Origin of the sequence: Aeromonas sp. MR19 (genome assembly GCF_963899305.1) — a bacterium.
Taxonomy (GTDB): domain Bacteria; phylum Pseudomonadota; class Gammaproteobacteria; order Enterobacterales; family Aeromonadaceae; genus Aeromonas; species Aeromonas bestiarum.
Genome location: NZ_CAWQWZ010000052.1, coordinates 185092 through 201292, shown reverse-complemented (window position 1 = coordinate 201292; position 16201 = coordinate 185092). Strand labels below are relative to the sequence as shown.

The window sequence follows — 16201 nt, the reverse complement described above, 5'->3', positions numbered from 1 at the left end:
CTCCGACAGGAGGTCACGATGCGCTGGATCCCGCTGCTTGCCCTGTTTCTCGCCCTGCCCGTGCCGGCCGCGGCCCCGACTGTGTTCACCTACATGAGCCCGGAGAGCGAACAGGATCCCAGGGTCACCTATGATCGTGAGCTGCTGCGGCTGGTGCTGGAGAAGACCCGCGCCAGCCATGGCGACTATCGCCTGCAAGCCGCCCCGCCCATGACATTGGCCAGGATGTGGATCAGCCTGCGCTTCGATCACTATCCCAACCTGTTTGCCATGGACAGCTACCACTCGGACCGTGACATGACGGGGGTCGACTATGTGCGTTTTCCTATCCATCTCGGCATCGTCAGCTACCGTATCTGCTTCGTCAGCCCCCAGCAGAAGGAGGCCGTCGCCAGGGTCACCAGCCTGGAGCAGCTGAAAAAGTTCGACCTGGGCCAGGGCAAGGGCTGGCTCGATGTGAAGATCCTGCAGCAAGCCGGGTTCAGGGTGCAGGAGATAGAGGGTTACGAGCAGTTGTTCAAGATGGTGGCGCGTGGCCGTTTCGATCTCTTCTGCCGCGGGATCAACGAGTTGCCTCAGGAGAAGCTGAACCACAAGGGGATAAAAGGGCTGGTCATGGATGAGAACATAGCCTTCTACTACCCCCTGCCCCGCGTCTTCTTCACCCACAATGCCAATCGGCAGGCGATCCAGCGGGTACAGGCCGGGCTCAAGGCCGCCTGGCGAGACGGCTCGCTGCAGGCGCACTGGCTCAAGACCTTCAAGCCCTCACTCACCTTCGCCCACCTCAACACCCGCCGCCTGTTCCGGCTGGAGAACCCCTTCATCAAGGACATAGACTTCGACTATCAGGCCTATTTCTACGACCCCGTCCACGGCCGTTTCGGCCCGGGCGAACCTTGAACGGACCTTGCCCGGGCAGCGACATCCTCGGCCGACAGCCCCAGCCTGCGCCTCTTGGAACACACCTCAGCAAAAAGCCCGGGTCAGTGACCCGGGCTTTTTCATGGTGCCATCTTGAGGAGGAATGGATTACTCCTCGATAAAGGTCCACTCGTCCCGCACCCGGCTGATGGCATCGAGCCGGCGCTTGGCGAGCTGCTCGCGAATGGCCTCGCCCTTGAAACCGGCGGCCACTATCTCTTTCACGGGCACGGCCTGGGCCGCGCCGAGCGCCTGGGCCACATAGTCGGGCTCGGCATAGACCCGCTCCTCGAAGCCGGTTCGGCCGTGGAAGTCGGCGCGGCAGGCGTCCAGCAGCTGGGCGAAACGCTCGGGTCTGCGCCAGGCATCCGCCTTGTCAAACACCTTGAGCAGGGTCGCAGGCTTGAGTTCGAAGGCGATGTGGATATGGGTGTGCAGATCGCTCACCAGCAGCGCCAGATCGCGACAGTCGTTCGGCACCCGAAAACGCTCGCAAAAGTCGCGGATCAGCGGCAGTCCCTTCTGGCCGTGACCGTGGTGGCTCGGCCAGAAGGCGGGCGGAGTCAGCCCCTTGCCAAAGTCGTGGCACAGGGCGGCGAAGCGCACCGCCAGCTCGGGGGAGAGGCGGCACGCCTGCCCCAGCACCATCAGAGTGTGGATGCCGGTGTCTATCTCAGGGTGCCACTTGGCGGGGGCCGGCACACCGAACAGGGCGTCCAGCTCCGGGAACAGCGCCTTGAGGGCGCCACATTCGCGCAGCACCTCGAAGAAGATCTGGGGAGTCTCTCCCAGCAGCACCTTCTCCAGCTCCTTCCAGACCCGCTCCGGGGTCAGGTGTGCCAGCTCGCCGGCGTCGGTCATCTCGCGCATCAGCGCCAGCGTCTCAGGGGCCACCACGAAGCCCTGGGCGTGGAAACGGGCGGCGAAGCGGGCAACCCGCAGGATGCGCAGCGGATCCTCGGCAAAGGCCGGGGAGACGTGACGCAGCACCCGTCGCTCCAGGTCCTGGATGCCGCCGTAGGGATCGTGCAGCCGACCCTCTTCGTCCTCGGCGATGGCATTGACGGTGAGATCACGGCGCAGCAGATCCTGCTCCAGCGTCACCTCGGGGGAGGCGTGGCAGACAAACCCTGTGTAACCGCGGCCCTGCTTGCGTTCGGTGCGGGCCAGTGCGTACTCCTGCTGGGTCTTGGGATGGAGAAACACGGGGAAGTCGCGGCCCACCTGGGTGAACCCCAGCGCCAGCATCTGCTCCACGGTCGCCCCCACCACCAGGTGATCCCGATCCCCTTGCGGCAATCCCAGCAGGCGATCCCGCACCGCGCCCCCAACCAGATAAGTCTGCAATCTCTGTCTCCCTTGATAAACCTGCCTCGATTATACCGGTTTTGCCTGGCGGGCACGATGGCGCCGCCACGCCCCCGCGATCAGGCAGCCATGATTGCCCGGTTGGTTTGGCCCGACAGCCACGCTGACCTCTCCCCATCACAACCAGGCCATATTCGCTAAAAACAGCAGTTTTGGCCGCCAGATGCGCCAGCCCCCCTTATGGCACCCGGGTCTTTGACATCCCGGTGGGGAGGCTTTAACCTGCCGCCCATAACAATGGAATGGATCCTTATGTACACACAGTTCTTCGGTCTGTCGGAGCCCCCGTTCTCCATCTCGCCCAACCCCAAATACCTCTATATGAGTGAACGTCACGGGGAGGCCCTCGCCCACCTCAACTACGGGTTGCAGGATGGGGGAGGCTTCGTGTTGCTGACCGGGGAAGTGGGAACCGGTAAAACCACCGTCTCCCGCTGCCTGTTGCAGCAGTTGCCGGCCGAGACCGAGATCGCCTACATCCTCAATCCATCCCTGACCGAGCGTGACCTGCTGGCGGCCATCTGCGACGAGTTCCAGCTGCCGTACGACAAGGACGCCGGTCTCAAGCTGCTGTTCGATCTCATTCGCGACCACCTGCTGACCAACCTGGCGGCAGGCAAGCGCAGCGTGGTGCTGGTGGATGAGGCCCAGCACCTGCTGCCCGGTGTGCTGGAGCAACTGCGCCTGCTCACCAACCTGGAAACCGACGAGAAGAAGCTGCTGCAAGTGGTGCTCATCGGTCAGCCCGAGCTGCAACAGATGTTGCGCCAGCCCCTGCTTCGCCAGCTGGCCCAGCGCATCACGGCCCGTTATCACCTGCTGCCGCTTTCGCATCAGGACGTGGATGCCTATGTGCGCTTCCGGCTGCAGGTCGCGGGCTGCGTCCAGCCCATCTTTACCCCCAAGGCGCTCCAGACCCTGCACCGCCTCTCCGGCGGCATTCCCCGCCTCATCAACCTCATCTGCGATCGCGCCCTGATCGCCGCCTTCGCCCGTGGCAGCCACAAGATAGTGCACGGCGACATCAGCCTGGCGGCCTATGAGGTGAGCGGCATTCGCGACGAGGGCACCTGGCAGTCCGGCCTCATGGTCGCCCTGGCGGGGGCCTTGCTGGTCGCGACCGGCTGGTGGGGCTGGCAGTTCTTCGGCTTCTTCCCCGAGCGCCCCGTGATCAAGGTGGAGGTGCCGGTCAAGGTGGACGACACCCCGGAACAGCAGGAGCAACTGACCCGCGCCATCAATCAGGCGCTGGAGCCGGATAGCGCCATGCAGAATCTCTACAAGGTGTGGGGCTACCAGACAGAGCTGGAGGAGGCGACCTGCGACAACGCACCGCGCGCCGGCTTGCGCTGCCAGGAGGGGGACGCCTCGCTGGCGGAGCTGCAGGCCCTGCAGCACCCGGCCCTCATCAGCCTGACCGACGAGACGGGCGGCATCTATTACGCAACCCTGGTGAATCTCGGGCCGGACAAGGCCAACCTGCTCATCGGCAACCAGAGCTGGCAGGTGGACAGGCAGTGGCTGTCCGACTTCTGGGGCGGCAGCTACACCCTGCTGTGGCGCATGCCCAAGGGCGGCGTCGCCCTGATCGGCAACAATGCCGGGGCGACCCAGGTGCAGTGGCTGGACAACGCCCTCAGCCGTGCCCTGCAACAGCCGGATCGCAAGGTGCGTCGCTTCGACGCCGAGCTCAAGAACAAGTTGCAGCAGTTCCAGCGCGAGCAGGGGCTGAACCCGGACGGCATCGCCGGCAGCAATACCCTGTTGCGCCTCAACGTGATGGCCGGTGAGCCCATGCCGAAGCTGGAAGATGAGTCCCAGCGCGCCAGTACACCGGCCACGCCGGATACCATGAACGATGAGCCCATGGTCACATTGTCGGAGGAGGCTTCCTGATGTCTACCCTGCTCAAGGCACTGCGCCGGGCCGAACAGCCCCAGTTCACCCCGCATATTCCGGCGATGGGGCTGCCCGTCACCCAGGAAGAGGAGCAGAACCGGCGCTGGATCTGGTGGCTGCTGGCCCCGCTTGCCCTGCTGATGGGGGCCGGCGCCAACTATGGTTGGCACCTGCTCAACAACCGCCCCATCGAGAAGACGGTGGAGGTGAAAGAGGTGGTCACGCCGCCGTTCGTGCGGGTCGAACCCAGACCCATGATCACCCGCCCGCTGCCCCCGCCGCTGCCGGAACCCGTGGTGCGCCCCAGAGTCACCCCCAATGACAGTGCCCCTGCCACCAACAGCAGCCAGGGGCTGGCCGAGCGCATCATGAATGCACTCAACAGCACGCCGCTGATGGAGGAGACGGCGCCCCAGGCCCAGAGCGAGTCTCAGGCCATGCCGATCAGCGCCCTGCCGCTGGAGCTGAAGCAGCGGGTGCCGCCCCTGGCCTATGGCTCCCACGTCTTCTCGTCCAACCCGGCCAAGCGGGCCGTGATGCTGAACGGACGTGAGTTTCGCGAGGGCAGCGAGGTCGCCCCCGGCGTCACCCTGATCGCCATAGCCCAGGATTACATCATCCTGCAGGTGGCGGGCCAGAACGTCAGTCTCAAGGCACTGCAGGACTGGCGCGGCTGATCCCGTTACGACCACAACGCCGGCTCAGCCCCGCTGAGCCGGCGTCCATTTCAAGAGGGAGCCTGAGAGCTCCCCTTTTTAATCAATAACATGAGAGCCATGTGAGCAATTCAGACAACACCACCTTCGCCACCAGGATCCTGGACTGGTACCAGATCCACGGCCGCAAGACCCTGCCCTGGCAGCAGGACAAGACGCCCTATCGGGTCTGGGTCTCTGAGATCATGCTGCAGCAGACCCAGGTCGCCACCGTGATCCCGTATTATCAACGCTTCATGGCCCGCTTCCCCGACGTGCAGGCCCTGGCACAGGCCCCCATAGATGAGGTGCTGCACCACTGGACCGGGCTCGGCTATTACGCCCGCGCCCGCAACCTGCACAAGGCGGCCCAGCAGATCTGCGAACTGCACGGCGGCCTGTTCCCGGAGCGGCTGGAAGAGGTGATGGCCCTGCCCGGCATAGGCCGCTCCACCGCGGGCGCCGTGCTCTCCCTCTCCCTTGGCCAGCCCCACGCCATTCTGGACGGCAACGTGAAGCGGGTGCTCACCCGCTGGCTGGCACTGCCGGGCTGGCCCGGCCAGAAACAGGTGGAGAACGATCTGTGGGAGCTCGCCATCCGCCTCACGCCCAAGCTCGGCGTGGCCCACTACAACCAGGCCATGATGGACATGGGAGCCACCGTCTGCACCCGCAGCAAACCCGCCTGCGAGCGCTGCCCGGTGCAGGCCGATTGCCAGGGGCTGTCGCAGGGCAAGCCCACCGCCTACCCCAACAGCAAGCCCAAGAAGAGCATTCCGGCCCGCGCCGGCATCATGCTGCTCATTCGTCACGGCGACCAGCTGTTGCTGGAGAAGCGGCCGCCACAGGGGATCTGGGGCGGGCTCTACTGCTTCCCGCAGGTGGAGTCGCTGACGGAGGTCGAGGGGCTGATGCAGCGACTCGGACTGAGCGGCCATGATTATCGGGAACTGAGCGGATTTCGGCATACATTCAGCCACTTCCATCTCGATATTCAGCCTTTCCTGATTGAAATCGATGCGCCACCGGCCCCCCAGCTCATGGAAGCGGATAACCGACTCTGGTATAACTTACGCCATCCTGCAGAGGTGGGTCTGGCGGCCGCCACGGCCCGCCTGCTCGCCTACCCGGACTTACAACCATAGAGGTCAACATGAGCCGTACTGTATTTTGCCAACGCCTGAAAAAAGAGGGCCCGGGCCTGGATTTCCAACTCTATCCCGGTGAACTCGGCAAGCGGATTTTTGACAACATCAGCAAGGAAGCCTGGACCGAATGGCAGAAGAAGCAGGTGATGCTGATCAACGAGAAGAAGCTGAACATGATGAACCTGGAGCATCGTCAGCTGCTGGAAAAAGAGATGGTGAGCTACCTGTTTGAAGCGGGTGAAGTGGCCATAGACGGTTATACCCCTCCCAGCCAATGAGCCGATGAGTTGTACTTGTGAGCCAGCGACGGCGATCCAGCTCCCGGTTCACAGCCAGTGACCGGCCTATGAACCAATGAGTTGTACCTGTGAGCCAGTGACGGCTATACCTCTCTCTGTTCACAGCCATGCATGACGGGCGGCCCCGCCGCCCAGTTTGAGGATCCTATGGGCCGAATTTTTTGGCTGCTTTGCACCCTGCTGTTTCTCTCTGCCTGCTCATCCTCCCCCAAGCCCAGCGGGAGTGAGGATGACGATCTGGTCAACGGCAAGGACATTCGCGGTTTCGAACACATGATCAGCGCGCTCTCCCATAACGTGAACGAGATATGGGGGCGTGAGGCGCTGTTCGCGGGCAAATTTGACTACGTCAAATACACGGATCAGTACAAGAGCCGGGCTCACATCGACTTCTCCAGCGGCCACATCATGGTGGAAACCGTCTCCGGGCTTGACCCTCGTGCCCACCTGCGCCGCGCCATCATAGAGACCCTGCTGACCCCGGACGACCCGGCGGAAGTGGATCTGTACTCCGACCGTGAAATTCTGCCCGGTGGCGAGCCCTTCCTCTATGGTCAGGTGCTGGACAACCTGGGCCAGCCGATCCGCTTCGACTGGCGTGCCGAGCGTTACGCCGATTACCTGCTCAGCACGGCGATGAAGAAGCGCACCCTGGGGATCCGCACCATCTTCTTCGTCGACATCCCCATGGTGGCCAACCACGAAGACAGGCGGGGTTACAAGTATGCCGGCATCATACGGGAAGCCTCCCGCAAGTACGGTGTCGCCGAAAGCCTCATCTACGCGGTGATCAAGACAGAGAGCAGCTTCAACCCCTATGCGGTCAGCCACGCCAACGCCTATGGCCTGATGCAGGTGATCCCGGCCACCGCCGGACGGGACGTCTACGTGCGGGTCAAGGGCAGGAACGGCCAGCCGACCCGGGAGGATCTGTTCAATCCGGCCTACAACATAGACGTGGGCACCGCCTACCTGCACCTGTTGCAGACCGTCTATCTGGTGGACATCCAGGATCCGCTCTCCCGCCGCTATGCCGTCATCTCGGCCTACAACGGCGGTGCCGGCGGCGTGCTGAACACCTTCTCCAGCGACCGCAAGGCGGCGCCCGGCATGATCAACCAGCTCTCCCCCGAGGCTGTGTACCAGATCCTGACCGAGCAGCACCCCAAGGCGGAAGCCAGACGCTATCTCTACAAGGTCAACCAGGCCGAGAAGGGATTCAAGCGCACGCTGGCCCGCACCGGCTAAGCAGACCAACAGCAAAAGGGCGCCTCCATGGAGGCGCCCTTGTTACGTCCGGCGTGCGGCTATCCTGCCTTACTTGGCGACAAACCCGCCCTTGCTCTGCGGAGCGGCGCCCACCTTCTCCAGGCTCTCCACCTCCACCTCTGTCTTGTTCCAGCTGTGGTCCACTTCGCCACGGATGCGGATCAGATCGTCCGGGCCCACCTCGGTGCCGCGCCACACATCCTGATCCACTTCGACTTCCACCTCGCCACTGGCGTCACGGAACATGTAGTTCTCGCCGCCCAGGTGCTTGACCAGCTTCCCTTCCAGGGTGGCCCAGCTGTCATCGGCCAGATCCTTCAACTGCGCGACGGACACCTTGTTCTGCTCCTGCGGGCCTGTATAGGCCGCCATGGCGAAAGAAGAGATGGACATCAGGGTCAACAGACCGATTACGCTTGCCTTGTTCATTTCATGCTCCTGTCATTGGGTACGGGAGCAGTGTGCAAGCCGGGGCGTGAAACAAACGTGAAGCCTCCCCATCTGGGTGAAGGGGATGTGACCGTAATCGATTTAATCAGCACCGCCTGCTGCGAAATTTAATTCGGCTGGATACCCTGCAAAATGGCAAAACAGCTTCCCAGCACCTTTGCCTATCGAGGAAAAGCCTGCAGGCACCACCTGCTTTCAAAGCAACGAGAACAACAAGATGAAAAAATGGTTTGTGTGTTTATTGGGATTGGTCGCGCTGACAGTTCAGGCAGCCGACAGCCGTCCCGCCTTCTCCCGGATCGTGATGTTTGGCGACAGCCTCTCCGATACCGGCAAGATGTACAGCAAGATGCGCGGTTACCTCCCCTCCAGCCCCCCCTACTATGAGGGCCGCTTCTCCAACGGGCCCGTCTGGCTGGAGCAGTTGACCAAGCAGTTCCCGGGCCTGACCATAGCCAACGAGGCGGAAGGCGGTGCCACCGCCGTGGCTTACAACAAGATCTCCTGGAATCCCAAGTATCAGGTCATCAACAACCTGGACTACGAGGTCACCCAGTTCCTGCAAAAAGACAGCTTCAAGCCGGACGATCTGGTGATCCTCTGGGTCGGCGCCAACGACTATCTGGCCTATGGCTGGAACACAGAGCAGGATGCCAAGCGGGTGCGCGACGCCATCAGCGATGCGGCCAACCGCATGGTATTGAACGGCGCCAAGCAGATACTGCTGTTCAACCTGCCGGATCTGGGCCAGAACCCCTCGGCCCGCAGCCAGAAGGTGGTCGAGGCGGCCAGCCATGTCTCCGCCTACCACAACCAGCTGCTGCTGAACCTGGCACGCCAGCTGGCTCCCACCGGCATGGTGAAGCTGTTCGAGATCGACAAGCAGTTTGCCGAGATGCTGCGTGATCCGCAGAACTTCGGCCTGAGCGACACGGAGAACGCCTGCTATGGTGGCAGCTATGTATGGAAGCCGTTTGCCTCCCGCAGCGCCAGCACCGACAGCCAGCTCTCCGCCTTCAACCCGCAGGAGCGCCTCGCCATCGCCGGCAACCCGCTGCTGGCACAGGCCGTCGCCAGCCCCATGGCCCGCCGCAGCGCCAGCACCCTCAACTGTGAGGGCAAGATGTTCTGGGATCAGGTCCACCCCACCACTGTCGTGCACGCCGCCCTGAGCGAGCGCGCCGCCACCTTCATCGAGAGCCAGTACGAGTTCCTCGCCCACTGATGACAAGGGGCCGACACTCGGTCGGCCCCTCTTTTGCCTCGTCACGACACCATCAATCAGCGATAGCGCTTCACTATGCCGTCATAGATGCCGTTCTGCCGGATGGTGGCCAGCGCCTCCTGCAGCCGCTTGATCACCTCAGGCGCCGTCTTCAGGCTCGCCGCCACGTAGAGCTCTCCCCCGGTAAAGTCTTCGATGTCGTGCACTATCTTGAGGGTGTCTGGCCCATAGCCCGCCTGCCGCACATAGTAGTTCGCCGCCTCCTGCGACACGGGCCAGAGATCGATGCGCCCCATCAACAATTTGAGCATGTTGGCCTCGTTGCTGTTGTTGCGCTGCAGGTTGGAGAAGTTGAGACCGATCAGATACTGCTCCAGCGCATCGTTGCGCACTGTGCCGATGGACCAGGCCCGCGCCTGTGACAGCTGGCTGAACGGCTTGATATCGTCGCGTTTGGCCAGGGCAAACACATGAAAGTTGATGCGGGCTATCACCCCGATCCACTGGAACTGCGCCTCGCGCTCGGGGAAGCGGCTGATGCTGTAGATGAGCACGTTGGGGCGGCTGCGGGCCAGCGAGATGGCCCTCGCCCAAGGATAGATGTCGAGGTCGTACTCGAATCCCGCCTCCTCCAACATGGCCTCCACCACTTCGGTGCCCAGCCCCTTGATCTCGGCCTCTTCCAGATAGTTGTAGGGGGCATAGTCTTCTGTCACCACCTGCAGCGAGTCAGCAGCCCAGACCGGCGCCAGCCACAGCGACCAGCACAGCCATATCCATTTGTTTTTCATGCCCACCCCGGTGCGATCCTGCCTCGGTTAACTATTGCCGCCCCGCCCCAGAGATCAAATCACACAGCTCAACTGCGGCAATAATAATCACAATATGTTTTATATCAGTTGCTTGAGAACCCATGGAAAGCGACTACCTTTAATCTGTTGTGGCTGTGCTATAAGCCCCGACCCATAAGGAGAGGCGACATAGAAAAACCTCCCCCCCAATATGAAATTGCAGAGGCTCAACATGAATAAAACACTGATTACCTTACTGGTTTCAGGCTTGCTTGCGGCCAACGCCCAGGCTGCCGGACAAGACAACACCTGGTATGGCGGCGCCAAGCTGGGTTGGTCCAACTTCTATGGTATTGATGAAAGCAATAATTTTGCTTTGGACAATGAAACAAATGATGCATTAGGGGCCGGTTTGTTTGCCGGATACCAGATCAACCGCAATCTAGGCATCGAATATGGCTATGATTATCTAGGTAAATATAAATATGATGCCGTCACAACAACTGGAGTAGCTTTCCATGATGAAGTGCAGGCTCAACTTGTTCATCTGACCTTGAAATTTGGACTCCCTATCACTGATAACCTAGATCTATACGGTCGTGTTGGTGGTGGATATGCTGCAGCCAACAGCGACCTAAAGGGGGGAGATGGTCGATTTAACTTTGTTGGTGCATTAGGCAGTGAGTATGCCTTCAACCGCGACTGGGCTGCCCGTCTTGAATATCAATATTCCACACCATATGGCAGTCGTGATGATACTGGGCTACGTATGGACAACGGCCTGCTGGCGGTCGCCGTGGTCTACCGCTTCGGTCAGGTTGCTCCCGTGGTTGCGGCCCCGGTTCCGGCCCCCGCGCCTGAGCCAGTGGTGGTCGAGAAGCAGTTCACCCTGAGCTCGGACGTGCTGTTCGACTTCAACAAGGCGACCCTCAAAGCGGAAGGTGGACAGGCGCTGGATAACCTCTACGGCCAGATTGAGCAAGCCAGACCCAAGGATGGCGTCGCCACAGTGATCGGCTATACCGACCGCATCGGCTCGGATGCCTACAACCAGAAGCTCTCCGAGCAGCGTGCCCACACTGTTGCCGATTACCTGGTCGGCAAGGGCCTGCCAGCAGGCAAGGTCAATGTGGAAGGGCGTGGCAAGGGTTCCCCTGTCACCGGCGACAGCTGCACCAGCAAATCCAAGCGTGAGCTGATCGTCTGCCTGGCCCCGGATCGCCGGGTCGAGGTCAAGGTGGAAGGGGTATCCGACGTTCAGCAGTAAGTTCCACCTCCTTGGCACCGGGTCTGTGGTGCCGGGATAAAAAAACGGGAGGCCTCTGGCCTCCCGTTTTCATTCTCCGCGGTTTCAGGCGCCCTTGCGCACCTCTGCCGCAATCTGGTCGAGCAGCTGTTGCCAGCCCTGTCCCAGTTCGCTGACCAGGGAGCCGTAGCCATCCTCCGGCAACACCCGCACCTGCTGGAAGGGGACGTCACGCAGGACAGTGCCCTCTTCCGTCAGCAGTCGCCAGCGGCCACTCAGCACGGCGCGCCCGTCGTGGCGCCCCTGGAAGCGCTCGACCGAGATGGTCAGCACTGGCCCCTTGCGAGCACCGTCCTGACGCACCACCCAACCGGGCAGCCGGCTGGAGAGACCGTTCAGGGTCAGCTGATCGAGCTGGGCATCGAGGGAACCCGCCCAGCGATGGTACTCGGCGAAGTGCAACTCCTTGCCCTCCAGCTGATAGACCAGGCTCATCCTGTCCAGCTGGCCGGACAGGGAGACAGGCTTGAGCACCAGCTGGTGCTGCGGTTGTGCCGTCATAGTGGTCGGCTGCTGCGCCTCGGCATCGAGGGAGTAGTAGTGCAGCGCCGTCGGCGCCGAACTGCAACCCGCCAGCAGGCCCAGCAAGGCCAGCGTCATCATCTGTTTTTTCATCATTGGCCTCGCTTGGGCTCGGGATCACGGGGACGGGCGCGATCGAAGATCAACGAACTCGGCTGCTCGTTGAGCGAATGCACCAGTGGCTGCAACTCACGCATCAGCTGATTGAGCGACTGTACCGACTGACGCAGATCCTGATTGGTCTGGGAGTTGGCATCGTACTCTTGCAGCGTGCTCTGCAACTGCTTCAGGCTGTCGTTCAGGGACGCCGGCAACTGCTGGGTCGCGCTCTGGCCGGTAAACTTGTCCAGATTGGCGCTCACCGCGCTGACGTTCTTGAGGGTCTGGTCCAGGGTAACCAGGGTGTGATTCACCTGGTTCAGCGTCTTGGCCGTGTCCATGTCGACGAACTTGTCGAGGATCTGGTTCACCTTGCGCTCGATCTGGTCCAGCCCGGCCTGCACGGTCGGGAATACCTGATAACCGGCCAGCTTGATGGCCTGATACTTGGGGGCATCCGGATAGAAGTTCAGATCCACCACCTTGCCGCCGGTCAACAGGCTGGAGGTCTTGAGCGTCGCCCGCAACCCCTCCTTGAACTGCTTGCCGAACAGGGCGCGCCACTGCTCCTTCTCCGCGTTGGCGTAGCGGTGGGAGAGGCGCTGCACCTCGATGCGCGCCAGTACCGGGATCTGCCGGTTCTGGAATATCTGCACCCCTTTCTCGTCGATGAGATAGGGCGCCGAGATGACGGTGCCGACCCGGATGCCGCGATACTCCACCGCCGCACCGGGGTGCAGGCCACCGACGCTGTCTTCAAACAGGAACACGTAGTCGATGAACTGATCCAGGCTACCGGCCAGCACGCTGGCCTGATCCTGGAACAGGGTGAAATCGTCCATCTGCTTGGCTGGCTCACCCGGTGCCCAGCCAGGGGGCAGACCCATGGTGATGCCGCCGTCGAGCAGGCTCTCCAGCGAGTCCATCTTCACCTTCATCCCCTCGCTGCTCATGGAGACCTCGAAGCCCGGGGTCATCCAGAAGCGGGAGTTGCCGCTCACCAGCACGTCATAGGGGGCGTTGATGAAGATCTGGTACTGCATCTCGCTCTTCTCGGGCAGGAACTTGGCCTCCTCCACCTGGCCTATGGTGAAGCCCTGGTAGTTGATGGGCGAGCCCACCCCGAGCGCCCGGGTATCCCGGCTGCTCAGGGAGAGCCGCAGCCCCTTGGCGTCCTGGGAGGCCAGCGGCGGCTTGTCCAGCATGGCGTATTCGTCCAGCGGCCTGCCTTTCTTGCCGGGGGCCAGCTCGATGTAGGCGCCGGAGAGCAGGGTGCCGAGGCCCGAGACCCCTTCCCGGCCGACCCTGGGCTTGACCACCCAGAACTGGCTGTCTTTCTTGAGCATGCCGGCGGCGGCATTGGTCAGGCGAGCCTTCAGCACCGCATGACTGTAGTCCTCGCTGAGCTCCACCGCCTCGATGCGGCCCACCTCCACCTCGCGGGAGCGGATCACCGTCTTGCCTGCCACTATGCCTTCGGCGGTGGCCACTGTCAGGGTGAAGCTGGGACCTTGCGAATACCAGTGCTGGAACAACATCCAGATGCCGATGAACAGCGCCAGCAGCGGCACCATCCAGATTGCGGCGGCCGAGCTCAGAAAATCAGAGCCGGGTTTCCACCTTTTCTTACGCTCACTCACGTTCGCGTTCTCCTTGTTGTAAATCCCAGATCAGGCGGGAATCGAAACTCATGGCTGCCACCATGGTAATCAGCACCACACCCGCAAATGCGACGGCCGCGGGGCCGGGGTAGATGGTCATCAGGTTGTCGAGCCGGATCAGGCCCGCCAGTATGGCCACCACGAAGACGTCGATCATCGACCAGCGTCCCACGAATTCAGTCATGCGATAGAGCTTGAGCTTGCCAAGGGGCGAGGCGCCGTGGCCGCGCTGTACCATATAGCAAAGCCACAACAGCGCCAGGATTTTCACCAGCGGCACCACCACGCTGGCGATGAAGATCACCGCGGCTATGGGGTAGGAACCCATGGCCCACAGCAAGACCACGCCGCCGAGGATGGTGGAAGGGCTGTCGTCCCCCAGAAAAACTGTGTCCATGATGGGATAGAGGTTGGCGGGCACATAGAGGATCACAGAGGTGAAGAGCAGGGCCCAGGTCCGGTTCAGGCCGCCCGGCTTGCGGCTGTGCAGCTTGCCGCCGCAGCGCGGGCAGCTGTGCTCGCCCGCTTCGCTCAGGGCGCCGCAGATGTGACAACCTACCAGCCCGGACGCCATGGCAGCGGCTTCGCCATCCGCATCCAGCTCGCGGGCTTCGGTCGGACCGAACAGCCGTTGCCACAGCCACATCCGGTCCAGCGACGAGATCATCTTGATGAGCAGCACCGTATAGCCGACGAAGGCCCAGAACGACAGGCCCATCTTGATGTCGGCCATCCCCATCAGCTTCACCAGCGAGATGAGCACCCCGATCAGGAAGACATCCACCATCAGCCAGGGCTTGATCCGGCACAGCAGGCGACCGAGGGAGCGCAGGGCATTGCTGTGCAAGTCCTTGTCGACCCGCCACAGCACCAGCATGATGGAGCCGATGTAGACCAGCGGCAGGCCGATCAGGGTCAGGCTCAGCACGGCGCCCAGAAACAGATAGCCCTGATCCACCAGGGTGGTGATGCACTGCAGAAACGTCATCTCCTGCCCCACTCCCTTGGCCGAGAACGACATGAAGGTAAAGGCGTTGGAGAGCACGAACATGATGAGGGCCGCAAAGCCGTAAGCGATGGGCCTGCGCTCCTGCTCCGGCAAATGACGGCTCAGGGTATGGCCGCAACGCGGACAGCTGCTCGTCTCCCCGACGGCCAGCGCGGTGGCCGGCACCAGCAGGTCACACTCTTCGCACGCGGTCGCGTCATGGGTATAGGTGGGTAGGTGTTGGTGTGAAACCGGATGCAAGATGAAACCCCAGCATGAGGCCCGCCACGGGGCCAGAGCCGCCAATTATTACAGCAGCGGCCCCTGCCGACCAGCACTGTCGTTGCACCATCCGGGATGGGAGCGAGAATGACTTTGACAAGCCAGTGACCATTTAGCACAATCAAACGCCACTTTTTTTCCGCGGGACAATAATTTATGACAACTGAATCCCCAAGCTACTCCACGATCGAGCAAGCCTTCTCCCTCGGGAACGGGCAAGATTCTGCCCTCAACTGGTTGCGCAAGAATCGCAGTCAGGTCGCCATCTTCCTGGTGAGCGGCATCAAGCTGGAGGGGACCATCAGCGGTTTCGACCAGTACAGCGTGCTGTTGACCGATGCCCATGGCAACCAGCAGCTGGTCTACAAGGCCAAGATCTCCACCATCGCCATGCACTCCGGCCGTCCCCAGGTCAGCATTCAGCGTGCCCGCAAGCCGCGCGTCTCCATGGCGCCGCGTCCTCATGGCGCCCCCGGTCGTTACGATGACAACCAGGGCGGCGGTAGCAGCGAGCAGTAATGCGCTTGCCTGAATCACCCCCACGCCATTGCTGCGTCAAAGGGTGACCGAGTCCATTCTCATTTATCATGTCTGTCCCGTATGAGAATGGACTCCACTCTTCCTCCGAGTGGATCCGCCTGTTTCACCGCCCTTCACTTCAATACGGCAAGTCGACCGGTCTTCCATCCCTGACCATGCAGGTCTGCATCCCCGCAGCCTGACCGGCCTGTACGCCAATTCCCGTATCCTCGAACACCAGACAGGTCGCCGGCTCGACCCCCAGCCGACGTGCAACCAGCAGAAACGTATCTGGATGGGGCTTGTGCAGATCCACATCGTCGGCGGTCACCACCACGGAGAAGTAACGATCCAGCCCGGTATTGCGCAGCACGGCCTCGGCATTGATGCGGGGCGAGCCTGTGCCTATCCCCATGGGAATAAGGCCGTGATGACGCTGAACCAGTTCCAGCATGGCCGGAAAGACGGTGACCTTGTGCAGGTTGGCCACGTAGTGATCCGTCTTGCAGCGGGTCACCACCAGCGGGTCCAGGGCGATCTGCTGCTGCTCGGCGACCAGCAGGGCGATTTTGCGGCTCGGCATGCCACCGAGTTCATAGAACCAGTCGGCATCGAAGTGAAAACCAAACTCCCGGGCCGTGTGCGCCCAGGCGGCAAGGTGCAGTGGCATTGAGTCCACCAGGGTGCCATCAAGGTCAAATACCAGGCCTTGAAATCCGGAGAGGGTCATGGTGCGGGATCTGTGTCTGAAAATGG

16 protein-coding genes are annotated in these 16201 nt (G+C 61.9%); 9 read left to right on the top strand and 7 right to left on the bottom strand.

Translation table 11 applies throughout. From position 1 onward, the window contains the following. Nucleotides 1–18 precede the first annotated feature (18 nt). Nucleotides 19–903 carry a hypothetical protein gene (locus tag AACQ95_RS20535; protein ID WP_241279651.1) on the top strand — a complete coding sequence of 295 codons (885 nt, stop codon included), beginning with the start codon at nucleotides 19–21 and terminating at the stop codon, nucleotides 901–903. A gap of 129 nt (nucleotides 904–1032) precedes the next feature. Here the strand turns inward: AACQ95_RS20535 and AACQ95_RS20530 are convergent, their stop codons facing one another. Continuing rightward, nucleotides 1033–2271 (bottom strand): multifunctional CCA addition/repair protein, encoded by a 1239-nt coding sequence (locus AACQ95_RS20530; RefSeq protein WP_103472143.1) that lies wholly within the window; start codon nucleotides 2269–2271, stop codon nucleotides 1033–1035. A 273-nt stretch (nucleotides 2272–2544) separates the two neighbouring features. Between AACQ95_RS20530 and AACQ95_RS20525 the strand changes: the two genes are divergently transcribed. The 5 genes from AACQ95_RS20525 (at nucleotide 2545) to mltC (ending at nucleotide 7581) form a co-directional block, all read left to right on the top strand. Further along, nucleotides 2545–4188 (top strand): ExeA family protein, encoded by a 1644-nt coding sequence (locus AACQ95_RS20525; RefSeq protein WP_241279649.1) that lies wholly within the window; start codon nucleotides 2545–2547, stop codon nucleotides 4186–4188. Further along, nucleotides 4188–4868, top strand: a complete 681-nt coding sequence (exeB, locus tag AACQ95_RS20520; protein WP_098982031.1) for a GspB family T2SS assembly factor variant ExeB — start codon at nucleotides 4188–4190, stop codon at nucleotides 4866–4868. Before AACQ95_RS20525 ends, exeB begins: the two co-directional genes overlap by 1 nt. Nucleotides 4869–4969: 101 nt before the next feature. Further along, entirely contained in the window at nucleotides 4970–6031 is a 1062-nt protein-coding gene (gene mutY / locus AACQ95_RS20515; RefSeq protein WP_043554415.1) for an A/G-specific adenine glycosylase, read from the top strand. Nucleotides 6032–6039: 8 nt separating this feature from the next. Then, nucleotides 6040–6312: an oxidative damage protection protein gene (locus AACQ95_RS20510; RefSeq protein ID WP_005313967.1), complete on the top strand. Its 273-nt coding sequence runs from the start codon at nucleotides 6040–6042 to the stop codon at nucleotides 6310–6312. A gap of 168 nt (nucleotides 6313–6480) precedes the next feature. Continuing rightward, the gene (gene mltC / locus AACQ95_RS20505) at nucleotides 6481–7581 is read left to right on the top strand and encodes a membrane-bound lytic murein transglycosylase MltC (RefSeq protein WP_043137185.1); all 1101 of its coding nucleotides are present in this window, start codon (nucleotides 6481–6483) and stop codon (nucleotides 7579–7581) included. A 69-nt stretch (nucleotides 7582–7650) separates the two neighbouring features. Here mltC and AACQ95_RS20500 read toward each other — a convergent pair whose 3' ends face one another. Next, nucleotides 7651–8031 carry a YgiW/YdeI family stress tolerance OB fold protein gene (locus AACQ95_RS20500; RefSeq protein WP_043137188.1) on the bottom strand — a complete coding sequence of 127 codons (381 nt, stop codon included), beginning with the start codon at nucleotides 8029–8031 and terminating at the stop codon, nucleotides 7651–7653. A gap of 238 nt (nucleotides 8032–8269) precedes the next feature. Between AACQ95_RS20500 and AACQ95_RS20495 the strand changes: the two genes are divergently transcribed. Further along, the gene (locus AACQ95_RS20495) at nucleotides 8270–9277 is read left to right on the top strand and encodes an SGNH/GDSL hydrolase family protein (protein WP_043137347.1); all 1008 of its coding nucleotides are present in this window, start codon (nucleotides 8270–8272) and stop codon (nucleotides 9275–9277) included. A 56-nt stretch (nucleotides 9278–9333) separates the two neighbouring features. Here AACQ95_RS20495 and AACQ95_RS20490 read toward each other — a convergent pair whose 3' ends face one another. Continuing rightward, nucleotides 9334–10068 (bottom strand): substrate-binding periplasmic protein, encoded by a 735-nt coding sequence (locus tag AACQ95_RS20490; RefSeq protein WP_043137191.1) that lies wholly within the window; start codon nucleotides 10066–10068, stop codon nucleotides 9334–9336. Nucleotides 10069–10300: 232 nt separating this feature from the next. Here AACQ95_RS20490 and ompA point away from each other — a divergent pair, with 232 nt between their 5' ends. Beyond that, nucleotides 10301–11335, top strand: coding sequence for a porin OmpA (gene ompA, locus AACQ95_RS20485; RefSeq protein WP_241279647.1), 1035 nt, complete (start codon nucleotides 10301–10303; stop codon nucleotides 11333–11335). Nucleotides 11336–11419: 84 nt separating this feature from the next. Here the strand turns inward: ompA and AACQ95_RS20480 are convergent, their stop codons facing one another. Genes AACQ95_RS20480 through AACQ95_RS20470 form a run of 3 tightly spaced genes read right to left on the bottom strand, consistent with a single transcriptional unit; the run spans nucleotide 11420 to nucleotide 14905 of the window. Then, nucleotides 11420–11989, bottom strand: coding sequence for a PqiC family protein (locus AACQ95_RS20480; RefSeq protein ID WP_080741096.1), 570 nt, complete (start codon nucleotides 11987–11989; stop codon nucleotides 11420–11422). After that, the gene (gene pqiB / locus AACQ95_RS20475) at nucleotides 11989–13635 is read right to left on the bottom strand and encodes an intermembrane transport protein PqiB (RefSeq protein ID WP_016352115.1); all 1647 of its coding nucleotides are present in this window, start codon (nucleotides 13633–13635) and stop codon (nucleotides 11989–11991) included. Before pqiB ends, AACQ95_RS20480 begins: the two co-directional genes overlap by 1 nt. Beyond that, nucleotides 13628–14905 (bottom strand): paraquat-inducible protein A, encoded by a 1278-nt coding sequence (locus AACQ95_RS20470; protein ID WP_043137196.1) that lies wholly within the window; start codon nucleotides 14903–14905, stop codon nucleotides 13628–13630. The genes pqiB and AACQ95_RS20470 overlap by 8 nt, the downstream gene beginning before the upstream one ends. Nucleotides 14906–15082: 177 nt before the next feature. Here AACQ95_RS20470 and hfq point away from each other — a divergent pair, with 177 nt between their 5' ends. Continuing rightward, a complete protein-coding gene (hfq, locus tag AACQ95_RS20465) occupies nucleotides 15083–15445 on the top strand; it encodes an RNA chaperone Hfq (RefSeq protein WP_011707507.1) in 363 nt (120 codons plus the stop codon). Between the two features lie 139 nt (nucleotides 15446–15584). On the opposite strand, the gene AACQ95_RS20460 is transcribed toward hfq, so the two are convergent. Beyond that, entirely contained in the window at nucleotides 15585–16175 is a 591-nt protein-coding gene (locus AACQ95_RS20460; RefSeq protein ID WP_241279645.1) for an HAD family hydrolase, read from the bottom strand. Between the last annotated feature and the right edge of the window lie 26 nt (nucleotides 16176–16201).